Genomic DNA, 20,434 nt, shown 5'->3' with positions numbered 1-20,434 from the left:
TTTCCCTTGCAGCCGCCCGGCGGTATAGGCGACGGCACATGGAGAGGCACCACGGGTGAGCCTTGGGATCCATGTCAGACAAGAGAGGATGAAAGGGCAATGGCCTTCCAACCGAAATCCGATTTTCTGAGCGTCATGATCGAGCGTGGCTATGTCGCCGACTGCACCGATTACGAGGCGCTGGACGCGGCTTTGGTGAAGGGGATCGTGCCCGCCTATATCGGCTATGACGCAACGGCCGCGTCGCTGCATGTGGGGCATCTGCTCAACATCATGATGCTGCGCTGGTTGCAGAAAACCGGGCACAAGCCGATCACGCTCATGGGCGGCGGCACCACCAAGGTGGGCGATCCCTCCTTCCGCAGCGAAGAACGCCCGCTGCTGACCCCCGAGCGGATCGACGAGAACATCGCCGGGATGAAGCAGGTGTTCTCCCGCTACCTCTCCTACGGGGAGGCGGGGAACGGCGCGCTGATGCTGAACAACGCCGAATGGCTGGATCACCTCAACTACCTCGAGTTCCTGCGGGACATCGGGCGGCATTTCTCGGTGAACCGGATGCTGTCGTTCGAATCGGTCAAGTCGCGGCTGGACAGGGAGCAGTCGCTCTCCTTCCTCGAATTCAACTACATGATCCTTCAGGCCTATGACTTTCTGGAGTTGAACCGCCGGTATGGCTGCCTGCTGCAGATGGGCGGGTCGGACCAGTGGGGGAACATCGTCAACGGCATCGACCTGACGCGCCGGGTGATCGACGAGGAGATCTACGGTCTCACCTCGCCGTTGCTCACGACATCGGACGGGCGGAAGATGGGCAAGTCGGCAGGCGGCGCCGTGTGGCTGAACGCGCAGATGCTCTCACCCTACGAGTTCTGGCAGTTCTGGCGCAATACCACGGACGCGGATGTGGCCCGATTCCTGAAGCTCTACACCGAATTGCCGGTCGCGGAATGCGAGAGGCTGGGGGCGCTGGCGGGGTCTGAGATCAACGGCGCGAAGATCATCCTCGCCAACGAGGTCACCACGCTCCTTCACGGTGCGGAGGCGGCGCAGGCGGCGGAGGCCACGGCGCGCGAGGTGTTCGAAAAGGGCGGGATCGGGGACGATCTGCCCACGCTCGCGCTTGAAAGCGGAGAAGTGGGCGAGGGCATTACGCTGGCCCAGCTCGTCGTGCGGTCGGGGCTGGCGAAATCGGGCAAGGATGCGAAACGCCTGATCGCCGAGGGTGGCCTGCGCGTCAACGACGCGGCGGAGGCCGATGCGGGGCGCATGTTCGCGCCTGCCGATCTTGCGGAGCCGGTGAAGCTCACCGCGGGGCGGAAGCGTCACGCGCTGGTCGTGCTGAACTGAGCGGGCGGGGGCCGCGGGCGTTGCGCCTGCTGTCCCCATCCGTATGCTGCGGGCAAGGATCAAGGAGAACACCATGGATATCCGCGCCCTGACTGACGACTACGCCGTCTCGCCCCAGATCGACCCGTCCGACATTCCGGCGATCAGGGACGCGGGCTATACCACCATCATCTCCAACCGCCCGGATGCGGAGAACCCGCCGGAGCTGCGCAACGACGAGATGCGCCGCGCGGCGGAGGCAGCCGGACTGACCTTCGTGGAAAACCCGGTGATCGGCGGCGCGCTCACCGAGGACAACGTGACGGCGCAGGCCGCCGCACGGGAGGCCGCGACAGGGCCGGTGCTGGCCTACTGCGCCTCCGGCAACCGGTCGTCCATCATGTGGGCGCTGACGGAGGCGGGCAATCTCGCCACGGACGACATCATCGCGACGCCGTCGCGCTATGGCTACAACCTCGAACCCGTGCGCGGGCTGATCGACGCGCTGGCCGCGCGGAAGTGATCCTGCGCTTCGCCGGCAGCCACGCCTATCCGGGCTGTCGCGTCGGACTGGCGGAGGCCGGGGGCGATACGCTGGCGGAATTTTCCGACGGCAGCACCGCCCCCGCCATGGCAGAGCGGCAGGGCACGGGCTGGGACATTCGGATCGCCCCTTACCGGACAGCGCGGGGCACCGCCATCGCCGCCGGGAACTGGCGGTTGACGCCCGTTGGCGACGGCTGGAAGGTCACGACACGGCTCGGCGGGTGACGCGGCAGCCTGTGCCCGGCGAAACAGAATGTGAGAGCGCGCAGTCCTCTCATCCGGCTTGCGTAGGGGTGCTTTCAGCCACATTTGGGCAGAGCACGCCCGGTCCGCTGCCGAAAGTCTTCAGATCAACGCGGGCGCAGGGGGCCGGGAAGCCCGGCCGCCTGCATCAAGGCGGGCGCAGGGACCGGGAAACCTGCCGCCCGCGACCCGCGCCGTTCAGTGCATCGACACGAAGCCATGCGCCTCGAACAGTGCACGGATCGGCTCGGAGGACAGGAAACTGACGAAGCCATCCGCTTCGGAAGGATGGGGCGGCTCCTTCATCACCGCGATCGGATAGAAGATCGGCGCGTGGCTTTCCGGCGGGAAGGTGGCAACGATGGTCACCGCCTTCTGCGCGACCGCATCCGTGCCATAGGCGACGCCATAGGCCGCCTGCCCCTCGGCGACGGCAGCAACCACCCCCGGCTCCGTCTCTGCGGTCAGCAGATGCGGCTCCACCGTCTCCCAGACCCCGAGATGGCGGAGCGATTCGCGCCCGTAGGCACCAAGCGGCAACCCCTCTGCCGCCAGCGCCACCTTGCCCTCGGCCAGAAGTCTGGCGGCATCCGGGCTTTCGAGCGGGACGGGATCCGTATGCCCCGGCCCGCCGATCAGCACGAGCGTGTTGCCCAGCAGGTCGAACCGCTTGCCCTCCGCGATGAACCCGCCCGCATCCAGCAGGTCCATGGATTCCGCATCGGAGGACAGGAACACATCCACATCCGCGCCCTCCGCCACCTGCCGCGCCAGTTCCGAGCTGGCCCCATAGGTGATGAGCGCCCGCTCCCCGCTCGTCCGCGCCCACTCCGCCGCGGCGAGGTCGAGCGATGCCTTGAGGCTGGTGGGCGCAAAGACCACCACCGGCTCCGCCGCGTGAACAGGCAGGCTGGCCAAGCTCAGGCCAGCGGCGAGCAGAAGGCGGCGTGTCAGATCGAACATGGGGTTCCTCCTTGGATCGGAACGAGGGGCGCGTCGGAAGAGGCGCATGTCAGAGCGGCACGGGGGTCAGCACTTCCGGCTCATGCACCGTCACGCCGGGCAGGCCGGCCTGCAGGCCCGAGGCATCCTGCGCGAGCAGCGGGAAGGTCCGGTAATGGCTGGGCAGGACAAGCGAGAAATCGAAGAACGTCTTCGCGGCATAGGCGGCACGGGTCATGTCCATCGTGTAGTGTCCGCCCGCACAGAGGATGCCGATATCGGGCGCATGCAGATCCGCGATGATCTTCATGTCGGCCATCACATCGGTATCGCCGGAGAAATAGATCGTCCGCCCCTCGCCCGCGATGACATAGCCCGATTCCGTGCCGGCATAGATCGTCTGGCCGTCCACCGTCATGGAGGAGGAATGCGTGGCGTTGACCATCGTCACCTTTGCGCCGTTCAGATCGACCGTGCCGCCCTTGTTGAAGTCGATGGTCTTGCAGCCGTGGCGCTCCGCGAAATAGCCCATCAATTCCGGGATACCGACCAGCGGAATGCCCAATTCCTTCGCGATGGCAAGCATGTCGCCGGTATGGTCGTTGTGGCCATGCGTCAGCACGATATGGGTCGCGCCCCTGATGGCATCCGCGCGCCGTCCCTCCGGGAACATCGGGTTGCCGGTCAGCCACGGGTCCACCAGCAGAACCGCGCCCTCGACCTCGATGCGCCAGCCGCCATGGCCAAGCCAGATGATCTGCATGGATTTCTCCTTTATTGTTCCCCCCGAAAGGTAGCCGCGCCGCGCGGGAATGGAAACGCATGGACTGGAGCCGGACGATAGACGCCTATTGCGAGCGGACGGACGCCTCCTTCTGGTCGGAGCCGCTGAATGCCGTCACCAACCTGGCCTTTCTCATCGCGGCCCTTGTGTCCTGGCGGCGGATCAGCGGGGAGCGGCTGCCGCTGGCCGGTGTGCTCTGCGCGCTCCTGGCGCTGATCGGCATCGGGTCTTTCCTGTTTCACACTTTCGCGACCCGCTGGGCGGCGCTGGCCGATACGCTGCCGATCCTTGCCTTCATCCTCGTCTATCTTTTCACGGCGAACCTGCATTTCCTGCGACTCCGCTGGCCCCTGGCCCTGACCGGTGTGGCGTTGTTCTTTCCCTTCGCCGCTCTGGTCACCCCGTTTCTGGCGGATGTGCCGCTGCTGGGCCGATCCGCCGCCTATCTGCCGGTGCCGCTCCTGATCCTGTTCTACGCGCTCCTGCTGTCGTCCCGCGCCCCGCGGACGGCCGTGGGACTGGCGCTCGGAGCGTGCATCCTGCTCCTGTCGCTCACCGCCCGCTCCGCCGACGGGCTGGTCTGCGCCCGCCTGCCGATGGGCACGCATCTGCTCTGGCACGTGCTGAATGCGCTGATGCTCGGCTGGATGATCGAGGTCTATCGGCGTCACATGCTTGCGGAGCGGGGCCTGCCTCGCTAAACGATCCCGGTCCTGACGCGGAGACACCCCATGTCCATCGACACCGATACCGCGCGCCGCGTGGCGCACCTTGCCCGTATCCGGGTGGAGGAGACCGACCTGCCCGCGCTGGCGCAGGAACTGTCGAACATCCTCACCTTCATGGAACAGCTCAATGAGGTGGATGTGGAGGGCGTGGAACCGATGACCTCGGTCACGCCGATGCGGCTCAAGCGTCGTCAGGACGTGGTGACGGAAGGGGAGATGCAGGACAGGATCCTCGCCAATGCCCCCGATGCCCGCGAAGGATTCTTTGCCGTGCCGAAGGTGGTGGAATGACCGAAGTCCTGCCGAACCGTCTGACCATCGCCGATGCGCGCGACGCGCTCCGCAAGGGCGACATCACGTCCGTCGAACTGACGGAATCCTGCCTTGAGGCGATTGCCGCGGCGGGGGCGCTGAACGCCTTTGTCCACACCACCCCGGAGATCGCGCTGCACCGCGCGACGGAGGCCGACAAACGGCTGGCCGGGGGCGATGCGCCCGCCATGTGCGGCATCCCTATCGGCGTGAAGGACCTGTTCTGCACCGAGGGCGTGGCCTCGCAGGCCGCCTCGCGCATTCTGGAGGGCTTCCGTCCGGGCTACGAATCGACCGTCACGCAGCAGTTGCGCGATGCGGGCGCCGTGATGCTGGGCAAGCTGAACATGGACGAATTCGCCATGGGCAGTTCCAACGAAACCTCCGTTTACGGCGATGTGGTGAACCCGTGGAAGGTGGACGACCGCAACCTGACGCCCGGCGGCTCCTCCGGCGGATCGGCGGCGGCGGTGGCGGCGGACCTTTGCCTTGGCGCCACGGGGACGGATACCGGCGGCTCCATCCGCCAGCCCGCCGCCTTCACCGGCATCGTGGGCATCAAGCCGACCTACGGGCGCTGCTCCCGCTGGGGCACCATCGCATTCGCCTCCTCGCTGGATCAGGCGGGGCCGATGACCAAGACGGTGCGCGACGCGGCCATCATGCTGGAAGCGATGTCCGGGCCGGACGCGAAGGATTCCACCTCCGCCGACCTCGCCGTGCCGAATTTCGAGGCCGCGCTCACCGGTGACATCCGCGGCAAGCGCATCGGCATCCCGCGCGAATACCGCATGGACGGCATGCCCGACGAGATCGAGGCGCTCTGGAAACAGGGGACCGAAATGCTCCGCGACGCGGGGGCGGAGATCGTGGACATCTCCCTCCCCCATACGAAATACGCGCTGCCGGCCTATTACGTGATCGCGCCGGCGGAGGCATCCTCGAACCTCGCACGATATGACGGCGTGCGCTATGGCCACCGGGCAAAGCTCGGGCCGGGCGAAGGCATCGTGCAGCTCTATGAAAAGACCCGCGCCGAAGGCTTCGGCAAGGAAGTCCAGCGCCGGGTCATGGTCGGCACCTACGTGCTCTCCGCAGGGTTCTACGACGCCTACTACAACCGCGCCCGCAAGGTCCGCACGATGATCAAGCATGACTTCGACGTGGTCTTCGGCGACGGGATCGACGCGATCCTGACACCGGCCACGCCCTCTGCGGCATTCGGTCTGGGTGAAATGGCCGATGCGGATCCGGTAAGGATGTACCTCAACGACGTCTTTACCGTGACGGTCAACCTCGCGGGGCTGCCGGGGATTTCGGTGCCTGCGGGGCTGGACCGGCAGGGCCTGCCGCTGGGCCTCCAGCTTATCGGCAGGCCGTGGGAGGAGGGCGAGCTTCTCAATACGGCCTTCGCACTGGAGACCGCTGCGGGATTCGTTTCCAAGCCCGCGAAATGGTGGTAAGGCGCTAGAAAATCAAATGGGTTGCCCGATGCGCCTTACCTTCGCTGTCCTCGCTCTCTCTGGCCTTGCTGCCTGCTCCTCCGAAGGGAGTTATCAGGAATACATGCACATGCGTGAGGGGGGCGCGGCCGGTGCCGCTCCGGCCAGTGCGATCGGCGGGCCTTCGGTCTCGTCCTCCACCCTCGGCGCACCCGCCGCCACCTACGGCGACACGGCGCCAGCGCAGGAGCGCGCGGCGGTGTTCACCGGCATCTCCGACGAGCAGAGCTTTGCTGCCGTCCGCTCGCGCGAGACGATCGAGAGCGACAAGGCCCGCATCGAGGCCAACGCCCGCAGCTACCAGCAGGTTGCGGCGGTTCCCCTGCCCCAGCGCACCAATACCGGGCCGAATATCGTGGCCTATGCGCTCCAGACCACCAACAACGTGGGAGAGCAGCGTTACAGCCGCGTGAACCCGTTCCGCGGCAATATGAACGCCAGCGCCTGCGCGCGCTATGCCTCGCCCGATCTCGCCCAGCAGGCGTTCCTTGAGGCGGGCGGCCCGGAGAACGACCGGCGCAGCCTTGATCCCGATGGCGACGGTTTCGCCTGCGACTGGGATCCGACGCCCTTCCGCAACGCGATGCGCTGACCCGTGGCCTCGCCGAACTTCGGCGAGCGTCGGGACGGCGCGCGGCCGGACATGGTGGTGATCCACTACACCGCGATGACCGATTGCCGCGCGGCGGAGGAGCGGCTGTGCGATCCCGCGGCGGAAGTGTCGGCCCACTGGCTGATCGGCAAGGACGGCACAACGCTGCCGCTGGTGGAGGAGAGCCGCAGGGCATGGCACGCGGGGGCCGGCCAATGGGGCGCCGTGACCGACGTGAACTCCCGCTCCATCGGCATCGAGCTTGACAATACCGGCGCGGAGCCGTTCTCCGCCCCGCTGATGGCATCGCTGGAGCGGCTGCTGGCCGACATCCTCGACAGATGGGCCATTCCGCCGGAGCGGGTGATTGCCCATTCCGACATGGCGCCCGCACGCAAGATCGACCCCGGTCCCCGGTTCGACTGGCGGCGGCTCGCGCTGTCCGGTCTGTCGGTCTGGCCGGAGGCGGCAGAGGGGGGCGGAGCATGTCTGGACGGGCTTCCGGCCTCTCTCCGCGCCTTCGGCTACCCGGAGGGTGATGCGGCGCTGCTGCTCTCGGCCTTCCGGCTCCGCTTCCGCCCCTGGGCCGATGGACCCGCCGACCCCGTGGATGCGGCGCTGGCCGCCGACCTTGCCCGTCGCTTTCCCGTTGACCGGAGGCGGGGGAGCGTCTAGCTCTCTCCCCGCGCGGATGGCCGGATGACCGCGGGGGCCGCAAGGCCCGCGAGGAAAGTCCGGACTCCATGAAGCAACGGTGCCGGGTAACGCCCGGCCGGGGCAACCCGAGGGAAAGCGCCACAGAGAACAGACCGCCCGCGGTTCGCCGCTGGCAAGGGTGAAACGGTGGGGTAAGAGCCCACCGCGGGACTGGCAACAGGACCGGCTTGGCAAGCCCCACCGGGAGCAATGCCGAATAGGGGCCTCGCGCCTTCCGCTCCGGCGGAGGCAGGGACGCTTCAGCCCGGAGGCCCGGGTTGGCAGCTTGAGCCCGGAGGTAACTCCGGGCCTAGAGGAATGGTCATCCAGGGGGTCCGCCCCCGGACAAAATCCGGCTTACAGGCCATCCGCGCATACAGACCAATGGGCACCGGACACCGGAAGCCCGACCACCGGAAAAACTGCGGAAGCCCCGAAGCCGCCCGCGGAGGATGCCATGACTGACAACCGGACCCAGAAACAGCGGATGCTGGCGGGGGAACTCTATCTGGCGAACGATCCCGAACTGGTGGCCGAACATCTTTCGGCGCAACACCTGCTTGCGGTCTTTAATGCCAGCGCGCCCGATGAAACCGCGGTGAGGGATCATCTGCTGTCCCGGCTGTTCCGCCACTGGGGCGATGGTGCAGTGCTGAAACCCGCCTTCCGCTGCGATTACGGCATCCACATCTCCATCGGCGCGCGCAGCTTCGTGAACTACGACTGCGTCTTTCTCGACTGCAACCGCATCGACATCGGGGAAGAGGTACAGATCGGCCCCGGCGTGCACATCTATACAGCAACCCATCCCCTCGACGCCGCCACCCGGCGCTCCGGTCTCGAATCGGCCCTGCCCGTGTGGGTGGGCGACGGAGCGTGGATCGGCGGCGGCAGCATCCTCTGCCCCGGCGTGACGGTGGGCGCGAACACCGTCATCGGTGCGGGCAGCGTGGTGACGCGCGACCTGCCGGGCGGGGTGCTCGCCGTGGGAAATCCCTGCCGTGTGCTCCGGTCGATTTAGAATCGTTCCAGAAATCTTGACTTTCCCTGTCGGAATCGACATCTTGGCGGCAACAGGAGACAGCCCATGTTCATCCAGACAGAGACGACCCCGAACCCCGCCACGCTGAAATTCCTTCCCGGCCTGACCGTGCTGGAGGTCGGGACCGCCGATTTCCCGAACGAGGGCGCGGCCGACCGTTCCCCCCTCGCCCGCCGCATCTTTGCGGTGGAGGGCGTGACGGGTGTGTTCTTCGGCACCGATTTCGTGACGGTGACCAAGGCCGAAGGCGTCGCCTGGGAGCATATCAAGCCCGCGATCCTCGGCGCGATCATGGAGCATTATCAGTCCGGTATCCCGGTGATGGAGGGGGAGGCCCCGAAGGCCAACTCCGGCCACCGCGAGCATACGGGAGAGGATGCGGACATCGTCGAGCAGATCAAGGAACTGCTGGACACGCGTGTCCGCCCTGCCGTGTCGCAGGACGGCGGCGACATCACCTTCCACGGGTTCGACCGGGGCGTCGTCTATCTGCACATGCAGGGGGCCTGCGCGGGCTGCCCGTCCTCCACCCTCACGCTGAAGATGGGGATCGAGAACCTGCTGCGCCACTATATCCCCGAGGTGATCGAGGTCAGGCCCGTTGCCGCCTGAGCCGCTGATTCTCGCCTTCGACACATCGGCCGCGCATTGCGCGGCCGCTTTGCTCTCCGGAGACCGGCTGCTTGTTTCGCGGCAGGAGGCCATGGAAAAGGGGCAGGCGGAGCGGCTGATGCCGCTGCTGGAGGAGGTGCTGGCGGAGGCGCAGGCCGGCTGGCGCGATCTCTCGGCGCTCGGCGTGGGCGTGGGGCCGGGCAATTTCACCGGCATCCGCATCGCCGTCGCCGCGGCGCGCGGGCTGGCGCTGTCGCTCGGCCTCCCCGCCATCGGCGTCAGCCGGTTCGAGGCGCTGGCGATCGGCACCCAGCGCCCGGTTCTCGTCAGTCTCGATGCGCGCCGCGATCATGTGTGGCTCTGTCCCCTGCGCGCTGAGGGCGGATCGCTGCCCCGGGGAACAAGCGAAGGTGCCGTGCTTGCCGACCCGAAGTCCCTGCCGGAGGGACTGGCAGAGAGCCAGCTTCCTGTTCTGGGCCACAGAGCTGCGGAGATCGCGCGCCTGACAGGGGGGGGAGCACTTGGGCCGGGGCTGCCGGTTGCGGAGGGCGTGGCCCGGCTCGCGGCTGAGCGGCGGCACCGCCCGGCTTCTCCGCCGGCCCCTCTCTACCTCCGCCCCGCCGATGCGGCGCCGCCCGCGGACCCGCCGCCGCTCATCCTGCCATGACGCCGGCGGAGCTTGCACAGCTTCACGCGGAAAGTTTCACCACGCCCCGCCCCTGGTCGGAGCGGGAGATGGCGGAGGTACTGGCCGGGCGCGGCGTCTTTCTGCTGAGGGAAGGCGCTGCCTTTCTCATCGGCCGGGTCATCGCGGATGAGGCGGAGTTGCTGACGCTTGCCGTCTCCTCCGCGTTTCGCCAGCGGGGTATCGGGCGACGGCTGGTCGAGGGGTTTGCGGCGGACGCGGCGCGGCGCGGCGCGGCAAGCGCGTTTCTGGAAGTCGCCGCCGACAATGCCCCGGCGCGCGCGCTCTATGCCGCGACAGGTTTCCGGGAGGCCGGGCGCCGCAGGGGGTACTACGCCACCCCCGATGGCCGTTCCGTCGATGCGGTGGTCATGACACGGGCACTCTCCCCCTCCTGAACCGCCCCGCCACCGTCTGCGCCAGAAATCTGTTGACCGCCCGCAGGGGCTGCGGCCAAATCGTGCTGGGCGAAGACCCGGCTGTCGCCACTGGGACCGGGCGGCTGGCAGACAGGCAACAAGGAGACATTTCATGGGTTTGATGCGGACCTATCTCGGCGCCGCCGCTGCGCTGTTTCTGGGCGCGGGTGTTGCCGCAGCCGATCCGGCGCTGATCTTCGATCTCGGGGGCAAGTTCGACAAATCCTTCAACGAGGCAGCCTATGGCGGGGCGCAGCGCTGGGTCGCGGCATCGGGCGGCAGCTATCGTGAGCTTGAGATGCAGTCGGAGGCGCAACGGGAACAGGCGCTCCGCCGTCTGGCCGAAAGCGGTTCCAACCCCATCGTGATGACCGGCTTCGCCTTCGGCGATGTGTTGAACAAGGTTGCCCCGGACTATCCCGACACCAAATTCGTCATCATCGACATGGTCGTCGATCAGCCGAACGTGCGCTCCGTCATCTTCACGGAGGAGCAGGGGTCATATCTTGTGGGCATCATGGCCGCGATGGCCTCCAAGACGGGCACGGTCAGCTTCATCGGCGGCATGGATATTCCGCTCATCCACAAGTTCGCCTGCGGCTTTGTGCAGGGTGTGAAGGCGACCAATCCCGGCGCCAAGATCATCCAGAACTACGTGGGCACCACGCCCACCGCCTGGAACGACCCGGTGAAGGCCGGTGAGCTGACCCGCGCCCAGAAGTCGCAGGGCTCGGACGTGGTCTATGCGGCGGCAGGCGGTTCCGGCATCGGCGTTCTGCAAGCCGCCGCAGATGAGAAGATGCTGTCGATCGGTGTCGATTCGAACCAGAACTTCCTGCATCCGGGACAGGTTCTGACCTCCATGATCAAGCGCGTGGACAATGCCGTGTTCGAGGCCTTCACCGAAGGCGGGAACCTGGCACCGGGGCTCAAGGTGATGGACCTGGCCTCCGAAGGGGTAGGGTATGCTCTGGATGAGAACAACGCCGCTCTCGTCACCCCGGAGATGAAAGCCGCCGCGGACAAGGCTGCCACGGAAATCTCTGCCGGAACGCTCAAGGTGCACGACTACATGACCGACAACACCTGCCCCGTGCAGTGAGCGACGCGATGACGGGAGGCGGCGACGGCAGGGAGACGGCGGCGGCCCTCGCCATCGAACTCAGGGGCGTGTCCAAATCCTTCGGTGCGGTTCAGGCCAACCGGGACATCTCGCTCAAGGTGCGCAAGGGCACGATCCACGGCATCATCGGCGAAAACGGCGCCGGGAAATCGACACTCATGTCGATCCTGTTCGGGTTCTATCAGGCCGATGCGGGAGAAATTCTGATCGACGGCAAAGTGACCGCGATCCCGGACAGCCAGTCCGCGATCCGGGCGGGCATCGGAATGGTGTTCCAGCATTTCAAGCTGGTGGAGAACTTCACCGTGCTGGAGAATGTCGTGCTCGGCGCGGAGGGTGGGCGCTTGCTGCGCCCCGCGCTCGCGCGGGCGCGGAGCCTGCTTGTGGACCTCGCCCGTGATTATGAGCTGAACGTGGACCCGGATGCGCTGGTGGAGGAGCTTTCCGTCGGCCATCAGCAACGGGTGGAAATCCTCAAGGCGCTCTACCGGCAGGCCAATATCCTGATCCTCGACGAACCGACGGGCGTGCTGACCCCGGCGGAGGCGGATCACCTGTTCCGCATCCTCCGCGCGCTCCGGGACGAGGGCAAGACCATCCTCCTCATCACCCACAAGCTGCGCGAGATCATGGAGGTGACCGATGCCGTCTCCGTCATGCGGCGCGGGGAGATGGTGGCGACGCTGCCCACGCGGGACACCACGCCGGAGGCGCTGGCGGAGCTGATGGTCGGGCGCAAGGTGCTCCTCCGCGTGGAGAAGGAGGAGGCGACGCCCGGCCCTGTCGTGCTGTCGGTCGAAAACCTGACCGTGCGCGACCCCTCCGGCGTGGAGCGGGTCAAGGATGTCTCCCTCACCGTGCGGGCGGGGGAGATCGTCGGCATCGCGGGGGTTGCGGGAAACGGACAGTCGGAGCTTCTGGCGGTGCTGGGCGGTATCATGCCCGCCGCCTCCGGTCACATCCTGCTCAACGGCCGCGCCTTGCCGCTGTCGGGGCGGGAGGCGAACGGACGGACCCGCAGGAGCGCGGGCATCGCCCATGTGCCGGAGGACCGCCATCACCTTGGCCTGATCCTCGATTTCACGGCGTGGGAGAACGTGGCCTTCGGCTATCAGGATGACCCGGCCTACCGGCGCGGCCCGTTCATGCAGAACGGCGTGCTGATCGGGGAGACGGCGGCGAAGATGCAGCGTTTCGACGTGCGCCCGCCCCTTCCCCGGCTCGAGGCCAAGAATTTCTCGGGCGGCAACCAGCAGAAGATCGTTCTGGCGCGGGAGATGGAGCGCAACCCGGACCTGCTGCTGATCGGCCAGCCGACGCGGGGGGTGGATATCGGGGCGATCGAATTCATCCACCGCCAGATCGTCGCCCTGCGCGATGCGGGCAAGGCGATCCTGCTGGTTTCCGTTGAACTGGACGAGATCCGCGCGCTCTCCGACCGGATCGTCGTGATGTGCGGCGGTGAGATCATGGGCGAACGCGCGCCCGCAGCGACCAGTGAACAGGAACTCGGCATGATGATGGCAGGAATGGACGGGAAGGCCGCGTGATGCCGAAATGGGCCGATGTCTTTCTCGTGCCGCTGATCAGCATCCTGCTGGCCTTCATCATCTCTGCGCTGGTGATCCTTGCCATCGGCGCCGACCCGGTGGAGGCGATCCGCACGATGGTGACGGGCGCGCTCGGCTCCTCCTACGGCTGGGGTTTCACGCTCTATTATGCCACCTCGTTCATGTTCACCGGGCTGTCGGTGGCCGTGGCCTATCACGCGGGCCTGTTCAATATCGGCGGCGAGGGGCAGGCGACGCTGGGCGGCCTCGGCGTGGCGCTCGTCTGTCTGGCGCTGCCGTGGACCTCTTGGTGGCTGGCGCTTCCCGCCGCGATGATCGGCGCGGCGGTGTTCGGCGCGGCCTGGGCCGCGATCCCCGCCTGGCTTCAGGCGCGGCGGGGCAGCCACATCGTCATCACCACCATCATGTTCAACTTCATTGCCGCGGCATTGCTGAACTATCTGCTGGTGAACATTCTGCGGCCCATCGGCTCCATGGACCCCGCGACGGCCCGTTTTCCCGCAGGGGCCACGCTGCCCCGCCTGTCGGAAATCCTCGCGCTCGTGGGTATTCCGTTCAACAACCGCAATCCGGCCAATATCACCTTCCTGATCGCCGTCGGCGCCTGCATCGCCGTCTGGCTCCTCATCTGGCACACGCGGCTGGGCTATGAGATCCGCGCCTTCGGAAAATCGGAATCCGCCGCGCGCTATGCCGGTATCTCGCCCACGCGGATCACCATGTGGGCCATGCTCATCTCCGGCGGGCTGGCGGGGATGATGGCCATCAACAACGTCATGGGGGAGGCCCAGCGGCTGGTGCTGAACTCCGTCGAAGGGGCGGGCTTCATCGGCATTGCCGTGGCGCTCATGGGCCGTTCGCATCCGGTGGGGATTTTCCTCGCCTCCCTGCTGTTCGGATTTCTCTATCAGGGCGGCGCGGAGCTTTCGCTCTGGATGGCGATCCCGCGTGAACTGATCACCGTGATACAGGCGCTGGTCATCCTGTTCACCGGCGCGCTGGACAACATGGTCCGCATGCCGGTGGAGCGGCTGTTTCTGAAATTCGGGAGAAAGGGCTGATGGACGCGGCCACGATCCTGCAGATCCTCGACAGCACGATCCGCCTCGGGACACCGCTGCTGCTGGCCTGTCTGGCGGGGATGTTCTCCGAACGGGCGGGCATTTTCGACATCGGGCTGGAGGGCAAGATGCTCGCCGCCGCCTTCCTGTCGGCGGCGGTGGCGGCGGTGACGGGCAATGTCTGGCTCGGCCTGCTGGCGGGGATAGCGGCCTCGCTGGCGCTGTCGGCCATTCACGGCCTCGCCTCCATCACCTTCCGCGGCAATCAGCTCATCTCCGGCGTGGCGATCAACTTCCTGGCTTCCGGCCTGACGGTGCTGATCGGGCAGAACTGGTTCCAGCTCGGCGGACGCACCCCGTCGCTGGAGGGCGCGGCGCGGTTTCAACCCATCACGCTGCCCTTTGCGGAGACATTGCGCCATGTCCCCGTCATCGGCCCGATCTATGCCGAACTAATCTCCGGTCATACCATCCTTGTCTATGTCGCGTTCCTGCTCGTCCCGGCGAGCGCGTTTCTCCTCTACCGCACGCGGTTCGGCCTCCGGCTCCGGGCGGTGGGAGAGAACCCGGCGGCGGTGGACACGGCGGGCGTGTCCGTCACGCGGCTGCGCTACGCGGCCGTGGCCATCTGCGGGGTGCTTACCGGGCTTGCGGGCGCCTATCTGGCGACCGGGCTCTCCGCGGGCTTCGTCAAGGAGATGACCGCGGGGCGCGGCTATATCGCGCTGGCCGCGCTGATCTTCGCCAAGTGGCGGCCATGGTATGCTCTCGGCGCGACGATGCTCTTCGGCTTTCTGGAGGCGCTGACCAACCGGTTTCAGACGATCGAAATTCTGGGCATCACCGTGCCGGTGCAGGTCATGCAGGCGCTGCCCTATGTGCTGACGGTCATCATTCTCGCCGGCTTTGTCGGTCGGGCTGTTCCTCCGCGCGCGGGCGGGGTAGCCTATGTGAAGGAGCGGTAGCCGCGGGCGCGCCGAACCGCCCGCGCGGGGAATGAGATGCTGCAAGTCTATCTGCCGATCGCCGAGGTTTCCGTCAACGGCGGGATCGTCTTCGCGATAGGCGCCATCGTCGGTATTCTGTCGGGCGTCTTTGGTGTGGGCGGCGGGTTCCTCATCACTCCCGCGCTGTTCTTCATCGGCATTCCGCCGCCCGTCGCAGTCGCAACCGGCGCGAACCAGGTGGTCGCCTCCTCCGTCTCGGGCGTTCTTGGCCACCTTCGCCGCAAGACCGTGGACCTCAGGATGGGCACGGTGCTGCTCGTCGGCGGTCTCATCGGTTCATTGATCGGGATCTGGCTGTTCAACCGGTTGAAGGCGCTGGGGCAGATCGACCTGATCGTGCAGCTTTCCTACGTCGTGCTGCTCGGGACGGTCGGCCTGCTCATGTTTCAGGAAAGCCTCCGCGCGTTGCGACGACAGCGGATGCAAGGCCCGGTCCGCATCCGGCGGAGCCAGCATCTGTGGGTCCACCGGTTGCCCTTCAAGATGAAGTTCCGGGCGTCCGGCCTTTATATCTCCGTCATTCCTCCGATGCTGGTGGGGTGTCTCGTGGGGATCATGGCGGCGATCATGGGCGTGGGCGGCGGCTTCCTGATGGTGCCCGCCATGATCTACCTGCTCGGCATGCCGACCAAGGTCGTGGTGGGCACGTCGCTTTTCCAGATCATCTTCGTCACCGGCTTCACCACGCTCATGCAGGCGTGGACCAACCAGGCGGTTGACCTCATCCTCGGCACCCTGCTGATCATCGGCGGCGTGATCGGGGCGCAGATCGGCACGCGGCTCGGTGCCAAGCTCCGGGCGGAGCAGCTCCGGGTGCTGCTGGCGGTTCTCGTGCTGCTCGTCTGCGGACGGCTGGCCTATGATCTCGTCGTGACGCCGCCGGAGCTTTTCTCCATCGCGCGGGGGGGCGGGTTCTGATGCGCGTTTTCCCGCTGTTCCTGTTGCTCCTCACCCTCCTGCCGTTCACCGCAGACACGCAGACCCGCCCGACGGGTGAAAGGATCGTGGCGGGCTTCAGCCACGACTTCATCGACATCAGTGCGCGTTTCGACGGGTCGGAGATCCTCGTCTTCGGCGCCGTCCGGCGGGAGCAACCGATTCCAGAGGACAACCCCCTGGGTATCATCGTCACCGTCGAAGGACCGCCGGAGACGCTGACCGTCCGCAAGAAAAGCCATGAGTTCGGCATCTGGATGAACACGCAGAACGTCCGTATCCGCTCCGCGCCGAGCTTCTATGCCGTCAACACCTCCTGGCCTGTTTCCTTCATGCTGACACCGGAGCAGGACCGACAATACGGCATCACTCTGCCGCGGCTCATCTACATCGCGGGGCGGGACGTGTCGGAGGAGGAGGAACCGGCCTTCGTCGATGCGCTGATCCGAATTCGCCGGGAATCGGGAACATATCAGGTCAACGAGCGCGCCGTGTCGCTGGAGGAATCAACGCTGTTCCAGACGCGGGTGGAGCTGCCCTCCACGCTGGTGGAAGGGACTTATATCACCCGCATCTACCTGACGCGGGAGGGGCAGGTGATCGACCGCTACGAAAGCCACCTGCCAGTGTACAAGGTGGGGGTGGAGCGGTGGGTGCATCTTCTGGCGGTGGAGCAGCCGTTGATGACGGGGATTCTCGCCCTCGTGGTGGCCGTCGTGGCAGGGTGGGGCGCCTCGGCGCTGTTCCGGTCGCTCCGGCTCTGAGCGGTCAGAACGCCTTGAACGTCATGGTCGTCAGGCTGCGCTGGATATCCGCGATGTCGAATAGGTTCTCGGCCAGCCAGCGGCCAGTATCCTCTTCCTCGGGGATGTAGATCTTGGCGAGGAGATCCCATTCGCCGGAGGTGGAGTAGAGTTCGGAGACCACCTCCCGGTCATAGATCGCATCGGCAACCTCATAGGTCTTGCCGGGAGTGCAGCGAAGCTGAACAAAGATGCAGCGCATGGCATTTCCTTTCCAAATCATCCCGAACGGGGGTCATTCCTCCGCTTCGGCGGCGAGTTCCAGCGTGGGCCGCGCACCGGCCAGATCGGCAACACCCAGCGCCGCCGTCGGCCGCGCCAGCCGGTTGCGCACCACCCAGAGCAGCCGTTTCTCCGCCCGCGTGATAGCCACATAGGCAAGCCGCTTCCACAGGGGAAGTCCCGCCTCCATCCGCCCGGTCTGCGCCGCGGCCCAGAGATCGGGGGCAAAGACCTGCACGGCCTCCCATTGCGAGCCCTGCGCCTTGTGGATGGTCACCGCCGCGCCGTGCAGAAAGGTGGCGCCCATCCGCGCGGCAAAGGGGATGAAGGGCTCCTCCTCATCCGGCTTCTCGATCTTGACGATGGAGGCGGCGGAGACCTGCGGATCCTCCGCCCCCAGCACGTGCAGACGGGAGAAGCCCGGCTTACGCCCCTCGCCCAGATAGATGACCTGCGCGCCCTTGATGAGCCCGCGCGCCTCAAGGTCGATCCGCTTCTTGCGATGCTTCAGCGGCAATTCGATCCCGTCGCAGATCAGCGGTTCACCGGGCAGCAGCGCATCCTCCGGCGCACCGAAGGCCGCCCGGAACGCCTGGATGAGCCGGATCCGCGTGACATTGCGCCAGACCAGCACCGGGGAGCGCGCCATCAGATCGGACTCCACCCGCTGGCTCACCACCACGCGGGGGTCGCGCCGGGCCGCGTCCTCCACCATCGCCTCGAACCGCTCGAAGGTCAGCGCGGGGTCGGCCAGCGCATGGGCGAGATCGAGGATCGGGTTGTCCTCCGCCTGCCGGTGGATTCGGGAAAGGTGCAGGACCCGCTTCTCCCCCAGACTCTCGAAGGCCATTTCGCCCGACTGCCCCACGGGCGCGAGCTGCGCCGGATCGCCGAAGAGCACGAGCGTCGGAAAGATTTCCTGCAAATCCTCGAACTGGCGGGCGTCGAGCATGGAGGCTTCGTCCACGAAACCGATGTCCAGCGGATCCTCCCGCCGCTTCCAGCCCCGAATGAAGTCGGACCCGCGCAGCCCCGCGGTGGCAAGCGCGCCGGGGATCGACTTCATCTGATCGTAGAACGCCTTGGCCCGGTCCAGCGCGGCTTCCGCCATGCCCTCCACCACCGGGCGCTCCCCGCCGTTGGCAAGCCATTCGGCCAGCCGCTCATATTGCGGATCATAGACGGGCGTATAAAGGATACGGTGGATCGTCGTCGCCGGCACCCCGCGGGAGCGGAGCACGCTCGCCGCCTTGTTGGTGGGGGCGAGCACCGCCAGCGTCCGCCGCTCCTTCCGGCGCCGCCCTTCCCAGTCGCCGGAGACGATCTCCACCCCGGCATCTTCCAGCGCCTTCGTCAGGCTGGCGAGCAGCATCGTCTTGCCCGAACCCGCCTTGCCCGTGACCGCCAGAACCGAAGGCCCTTCCCCACCGGCGGGTTGAAGGGTTCCGTCGATCAGGTCCACCCCGGCACCGGCCAGCATTTCGGCAAGTCGATCCCAGGCCTCGGCCTGATCGGGAGAGAGGGGGAGCATGTCGGCAGCCATGGCGCGACCCTATCCCGACAGCCGGGCACGCGCCAGCCGGATCAGCCGGGTTGTGGAGGCGGATGCGGAGCATCCTGCGGCCCGGCGTCGATCTCCCGCCGCGCCACCTCCTCCGCGATCACGATCTGATCGGAGAGAAGCGGCAGACCGTTCAGTTCTGAAAAGCGGCGCAAATCCGCGAGGACATCAAAAATCCAGTCATGCCGCGTCACAAATGCTCTCCATTATCGAAACATCTTGAGGTTAGCATGTCTTTCCCCTGCAACCGTGCGCAAATCAGCAGCATTGGGGAGACGCGCCTGCTTGCCGCGGCAGCCCGCGAAGCCTATCTTCTCAATATGACAACGCCGTTGATCGATCCTTTTGCGCGCGCAATACGTTACCTCAGGGTATCGGTGACAGACCGTTGTGATTTCCGCTGCGTTTACTGCATGGCGGAAAACATGACCTTTCTTCCGAAGGCAGAGCTTCTGACACTGGAGGAGTTGGACAGGATCTGTTCCGGCTTCGTGGCCCTGGGGGTCGAGAAGCTCCGCATTACCGGGGGGGAGCCGCTTGTCCGGCGGGGGATCATGACCTTTTTCCGGGCGATGGGGCGTCATCTGGAAAGCGGCGCCTTGAAGGAACTTACGCTGACGACCAACGGCTCGCAGCTTGCCCGCCACGCTGCGGAGTTGGTGGATTGCGGCGTCAGGCGGGTGAATGTCTCGCTCGACACGCTGGACGCGGGCCGCTTTGCGGAAATCACCCGCTGGGGGCGGCTGTCACAGGTTCTGGAAGGGCTGGAAGCGGCAAAAGCTGCAGGTCTTCGGGTCAAGATCAATACCGTGGCGCTGAAGGGCGTCAACGAGGATGAGCTTGAGACGCTGGTCCAATGGTGTGCCGCCGAGGGTCACGACCTGACCTTTATCGAGGTCATGCCGATGGGCGATATCGGCAATGAAAACCGGCTGGACCAGTTCTGGTCGCTTCGCGACCTCCGTGCGCGCCTTGCGCAGAGCTGGACCCTGACCGACCTTACGGAGCGGACGGGCGGCCCCGCCCGCTATGTGCGGCTGGAGGAAACCGGCCAGAAGATCGGGTTCATCACGCCGCTCTCACATAACTTCTGCGAAAGCTGCAACCGTGTCCGCCTTACCTGCACGGGGGAGCTTTTCATGTGTCTGGGGCAGGAGGACAAGGCGGACCTGCGTGCCCCTCTGCGCGAAGGCGCGGACGATGCAGCGCTGGAGACCGCCATTCGCGCCGCCATCGCGCGCAAGCCCAAAGGCCATGATTTCGACTATTCCCGCCAGGCCGTCGCGGGAACAATGTCCCGCCACATGAGCCATACCGGCGGATAGGGGGCGTCAGCTCACCTGACCGGGAAGGCGCGCCAGCAGGTTGTCCACCATGTCGCCGGTGAAGGGCTCCCGAAGCAACAACCATCCTTCCGACAATGCGTCTTCCTCCGCCAGCGAACCGCTGACGACAATGATCTGCCCTCCCCGCTCCGCCACGGACCGGTGAAGGCCGGAGTCGAGGATCGCCTGCTTTCGCATCGACAGGAAGGCCGCCCTGACGTCCGGCATTTCCGCCAGGGCGTCATGGGCGATGTCGGCGCGGGGAAAGACCTGCACATCACAATCCCCCGCCGATCCGCGGATCGCCTCTACAATATCAGTCGCAATAATCGGCAAGGGTTCTACCACGATGAACCGCGCCACCTCGGGTCGCCGCACTACGGAAAATCCGGA

General features: G+C 66.3%; 25 protein-coding genes and 1 other RNA gene. 20 read left to right on the top strand and 6 right to left on the bottom strand.

Features of this window, described 5'->3' with window-relative positions:
• The first annotated feature begins 99 nt into the window (after positions 1-99).
• The 3 genes from tyrS to RT513_RS14590 all read left to right on the top strand — a co-directional run bounded on the left by tyrS (position 100) and on the right by RT513_RS14590 (position 2,100).
• Positions 100-1,350 carry a tyrosine--tRNA ligase gene (gene tyrS, locus RT513_RS14600; RefSeq protein ID WP_290688763.1) on the top strand — a complete coding sequence of 417 codons (1,251 nt, stop codon included), beginning with the start codon at positions 100-102 and terminating at the stop codon, positions 1,348-1,350.
• A gap of 73 nt (positions 1,351-1,423) precedes the next feature.
• Entirely contained in the window at positions 1,424-1,852 is a 429-nt protein-coding gene (locus tag RT513_RS14595; RefSeq protein ID WP_290688761.1) for a TIGR01244 family sulfur transferase, read from the top strand.
• Positions 1,849-2,100, top strand: a complete 252-nt coding sequence (locus tag RT513_RS14590; protein WP_290688759.1) for a hypothetical protein — start codon at positions 1,849-1,851, stop codon at positions 2,098-2,100. Before RT513_RS14595 ends, RT513_RS14590 begins: the two co-directional genes overlap by 4 nt.
• A 216-nt stretch (positions 2,101-2,316) precedes the next feature.
• Here the strand turns inward: RT513_RS14590 and modA are convergent, their stop codons facing one another.
• A complete protein-coding gene (gene modA, locus RT513_RS14585; RefSeq protein WP_290688757.1) occupies positions 2,317-3,081 on the bottom strand; it encodes a molybdate ABC transporter substrate-binding protein in 765 nt (254 codons plus the stop codon).
• A 49-nt stretch (positions 3,082-3,130) separates the two neighbouring features.
• Positions 3,131-3,823: a metal-dependent hydrolase gene (locus RT513_RS14580; protein ID WP_290688755.1), complete on the bottom strand. Its 693-nt coding sequence runs from the start codon at positions 3,821-3,823 to the stop codon at positions 3,131-3,133.
• A 59-nt stretch (positions 3,824-3,882) separates the two neighbouring features.
• Between RT513_RS14580 and RT513_RS14575 the strand changes: the two genes are divergently transcribed.
• From RT513_RS14575 to RT513_RS14500, 16 genes are all read left to right on the top strand, one after another.
• On the top strand, positions 3,883-4,545 hold the full coding sequence (locus RT513_RS14575; RefSeq protein ID WP_290688753.1) for a ceramidase domain-containing protein: 663 nt from the start codon (positions 3,883-3,885) through the stop codon (positions 4,543-4,545).
• 30 nt (positions 4,546-4,575) lie between these two features.
• Positions 4,576-4,863, top strand: coding sequence for an Asp-tRNA(Asn)/Glu-tRNA(Gln) amidotransferase subunit GatC (gene gatC, locus RT513_RS14570; protein WP_035741492.1), 288 nt, complete (start codon positions 4,576-4,578; stop codon positions 4,861-4,863).
• The gene (gene gatA, locus RT513_RS14565; RefSeq protein WP_313534124.1) at positions 4,860-6,347 is read left to right on the top strand and encodes an Asp-tRNA(Asn)/Glu-tRNA(Gln) amidotransferase subunit GatA; all 1,488 of its coding nucleotides are present in this window, start codon (positions 4,860-4,862) and stop codon (positions 6,345-6,347) included. Before gatC ends, gatA begins: the two co-directional genes overlap by 4 nt.
• 28 nt (positions 6,348-6,375) lie before the next feature.
• On the top strand, positions 6,376-6,978 hold the full coding sequence (locus RT513_RS14560; protein WP_290688748.1) for a hypothetical protein: 603 nt from the start codon (positions 6,376-6,378) through the stop codon (positions 6,976-6,978).
• 51 nt (positions 6,979-7,029) lie between these two features.
• Positions 7,030-7,653 carry an N-acetylmuramoyl-L-alanine amidase gene (locus RT513_RS14555; RefSeq protein ID WP_290688773.1) on the top strand — a complete coding sequence of 208 codons (624 nt, stop codon included), beginning with the start codon at positions 7,030-7,032 and terminating at the stop codon, positions 7,651-7,653.
• A gap of 12 nt (positions 7,654-7,665) precedes the next feature.
• Positions 7,666-8,050: RNase P RNA component class A (gene rnpB / locus RT513_RS14550), an RNA gene on the top strand.
• An 81-nt stretch (positions 8,051-8,131) separates the two neighbouring features.
• Positions 8,132-8,695 (top strand): sugar O-acetyltransferase, encoded by a 564-nt coding sequence (locus RT513_RS14545; protein ID WP_290688742.1) that lies wholly within the window; start codon positions 8,132-8,134, stop codon positions 8,693-8,695.
• 66 nt (positions 8,696-8,761) lie between these two features.
• Entirely contained in the window at positions 8,762-9,328 is a 567-nt protein-coding gene (locus RT513_RS14540) for a NifU family protein (protein ID WP_035741497.1), read from the top strand.
• Entirely contained in the window at positions 9,318-9,995 is a 678-nt protein-coding gene (gene tsaB / locus RT513_RS14535; RefSeq protein ID WP_290688740.1) for a tRNA (adenosine(37)-N6)-threonylcarbamoyltransferase complex dimerization subunit type 1 TsaB, read from the top strand. The genes RT513_RS14540 and tsaB overlap by 11 nt, the downstream gene beginning before the upstream one ends.
• Positions 9,992-10,411, top strand: a complete 420-nt coding sequence (rimI, locus tag RT513_RS14530; RefSeq protein WP_290688738.1) for a ribosomal protein S18-alanine N-acetyltransferase — start codon at positions 9,992-9,994, stop codon at positions 10,409-10,411. Before tsaB ends, rimI begins: the two co-directional genes overlap by 4 nt.
• A gap of 133 nt (positions 10,412-10,544) precedes the next feature.
• Positions 10,545-11,534 (top strand): BMP family protein, encoded by a 990-nt coding sequence (locus tag RT513_RS14525; RefSeq protein ID WP_088216464.1) that lies wholly within the window; start codon positions 10,545-10,547, stop codon positions 11,532-11,534.
• A gap of 8 nt (positions 11,535-11,542) precedes the next feature.
• Entirely contained in the window at positions 11,543-13,105 is a 1,563-nt protein-coding gene (locus RT513_RS14520; protein ID WP_290688735.1) for an ABC transporter ATP-binding protein, read from the top strand.
• Positions 13,105-14,187, top strand: coding sequence for an ABC transporter permease (locus tag RT513_RS14515; protein ID WP_290688730.1), 1,083 nt, complete (start codon positions 13,105-13,107; stop codon positions 14,185-14,187). Before RT513_RS14520 ends, RT513_RS14515 begins: the two co-directional genes overlap by 1 nt.
• Positions 14,187-15,152: an ABC transporter permease gene (locus RT513_RS14510; RefSeq protein ID WP_290688728.1), complete on the top strand. Its 966-nt coding sequence runs from the start codon at positions 14,187-14,189 to the stop codon at positions 15,150-15,152. Before RT513_RS14515 ends, RT513_RS14510 begins: the two co-directional genes overlap by 1 nt.
• Before the next feature lie 39 nt (positions 15,153-15,191).
• Positions 15,192-16,112: a sulfite exporter TauE/SafE family protein gene (locus RT513_RS14505; RefSeq protein WP_290688771.1), complete on the top strand. Its 921-nt coding sequence runs from the start codon at positions 15,192-15,194 to the stop codon at positions 16,110-16,112.
• A complete protein-coding gene (locus RT513_RS14500; RefSeq protein WP_290688726.1) occupies positions 16,112-16,894 on the top strand; it encodes a TIGR02186 family protein in 783 nt (260 codons plus the stop codon). The genes RT513_RS14505 and RT513_RS14500 overlap by 1 nt, the downstream gene beginning before the upstream one ends.
• 4 nt (positions 16,895-16,898) lie before the next feature.
• Here RT513_RS14500 and RT513_RS14495 read toward each other — a convergent pair whose 3' ends face one another.
• The 3 genes from RT513_RS14495 to RT513_RS14485 are packed head-to-tail and all read right to left on the bottom strand — an operon-like array spanning position 16,899 to position 18,910.
• On the bottom strand, positions 16,899-17,135 hold the full coding sequence (locus tag RT513_RS14495) for an Lrp/AsnC ligand binding domain-containing protein (RefSeq protein ID WP_035741509.1): 237 nt from the start codon (positions 17,133-17,135) through the stop codon (positions 16,899-16,901).
• A gap of 33 nt (positions 17,136-17,168) precedes the next feature.
• On the bottom strand, positions 17,169-18,698 hold the full coding sequence (locus RT513_RS14490; protein WP_290688723.1) for an ATP-dependent RecD-like DNA helicase: 1,530 nt from the start codon (positions 18,696-18,698) through the stop codon (positions 17,169-17,171).
• 41 nt (positions 18,699-18,739) lie between these two features.
• On the bottom strand, positions 18,740-18,910 hold the full coding sequence (locus RT513_RS14485) for a hypothetical protein (protein ID WP_179209241.1): 171 nt from the start codon (positions 18,908-18,910) through the stop codon (positions 18,740-18,742).
• A 126-nt stretch (positions 18,911-19,036) separates the two neighbouring features.
• Here RT513_RS14485 and moaA point away from each other — a divergent pair, with 126 nt between their 5' ends.
• On the top strand, positions 19,037-20,041 hold the full coding sequence (moaA, locus tag RT513_RS14480) for a GTP 3',8-cyclase MoaA (protein WP_290688769.1): 1,005 nt from the start codon (positions 19,037-19,039) through the stop codon (positions 20,039-20,041).
• A gap of 6 nt (positions 20,042-20,047) precedes the next feature.
• On the opposite strand, the gene RT513_RS14475 is transcribed toward moaA, so the two are convergent.
• Positions 20,048-20,419, bottom strand: a complete 372-nt coding sequence (locus tag RT513_RS14475) for a hypothetical protein (protein ID WP_290688720.1) — start codon at positions 20,417-20,419, stop codon at positions 20,048-20,050.
• Positions 20,420-20,434: the final 15 nt, after the last annotated feature.

The organism is Haematobacter sp., assembly GCF_032102465.1.
Taxonomy (GTDB): domain Bacteria; phylum Pseudomonadota; class Alphaproteobacteria; order Rhodobacterales; family Rhodobacteraceae; genus Haematobacter.
Note: the sequence above shows the minus strand (reverse complement) of the source record. Positions and strands in the feature narration are given on the sequence as shown.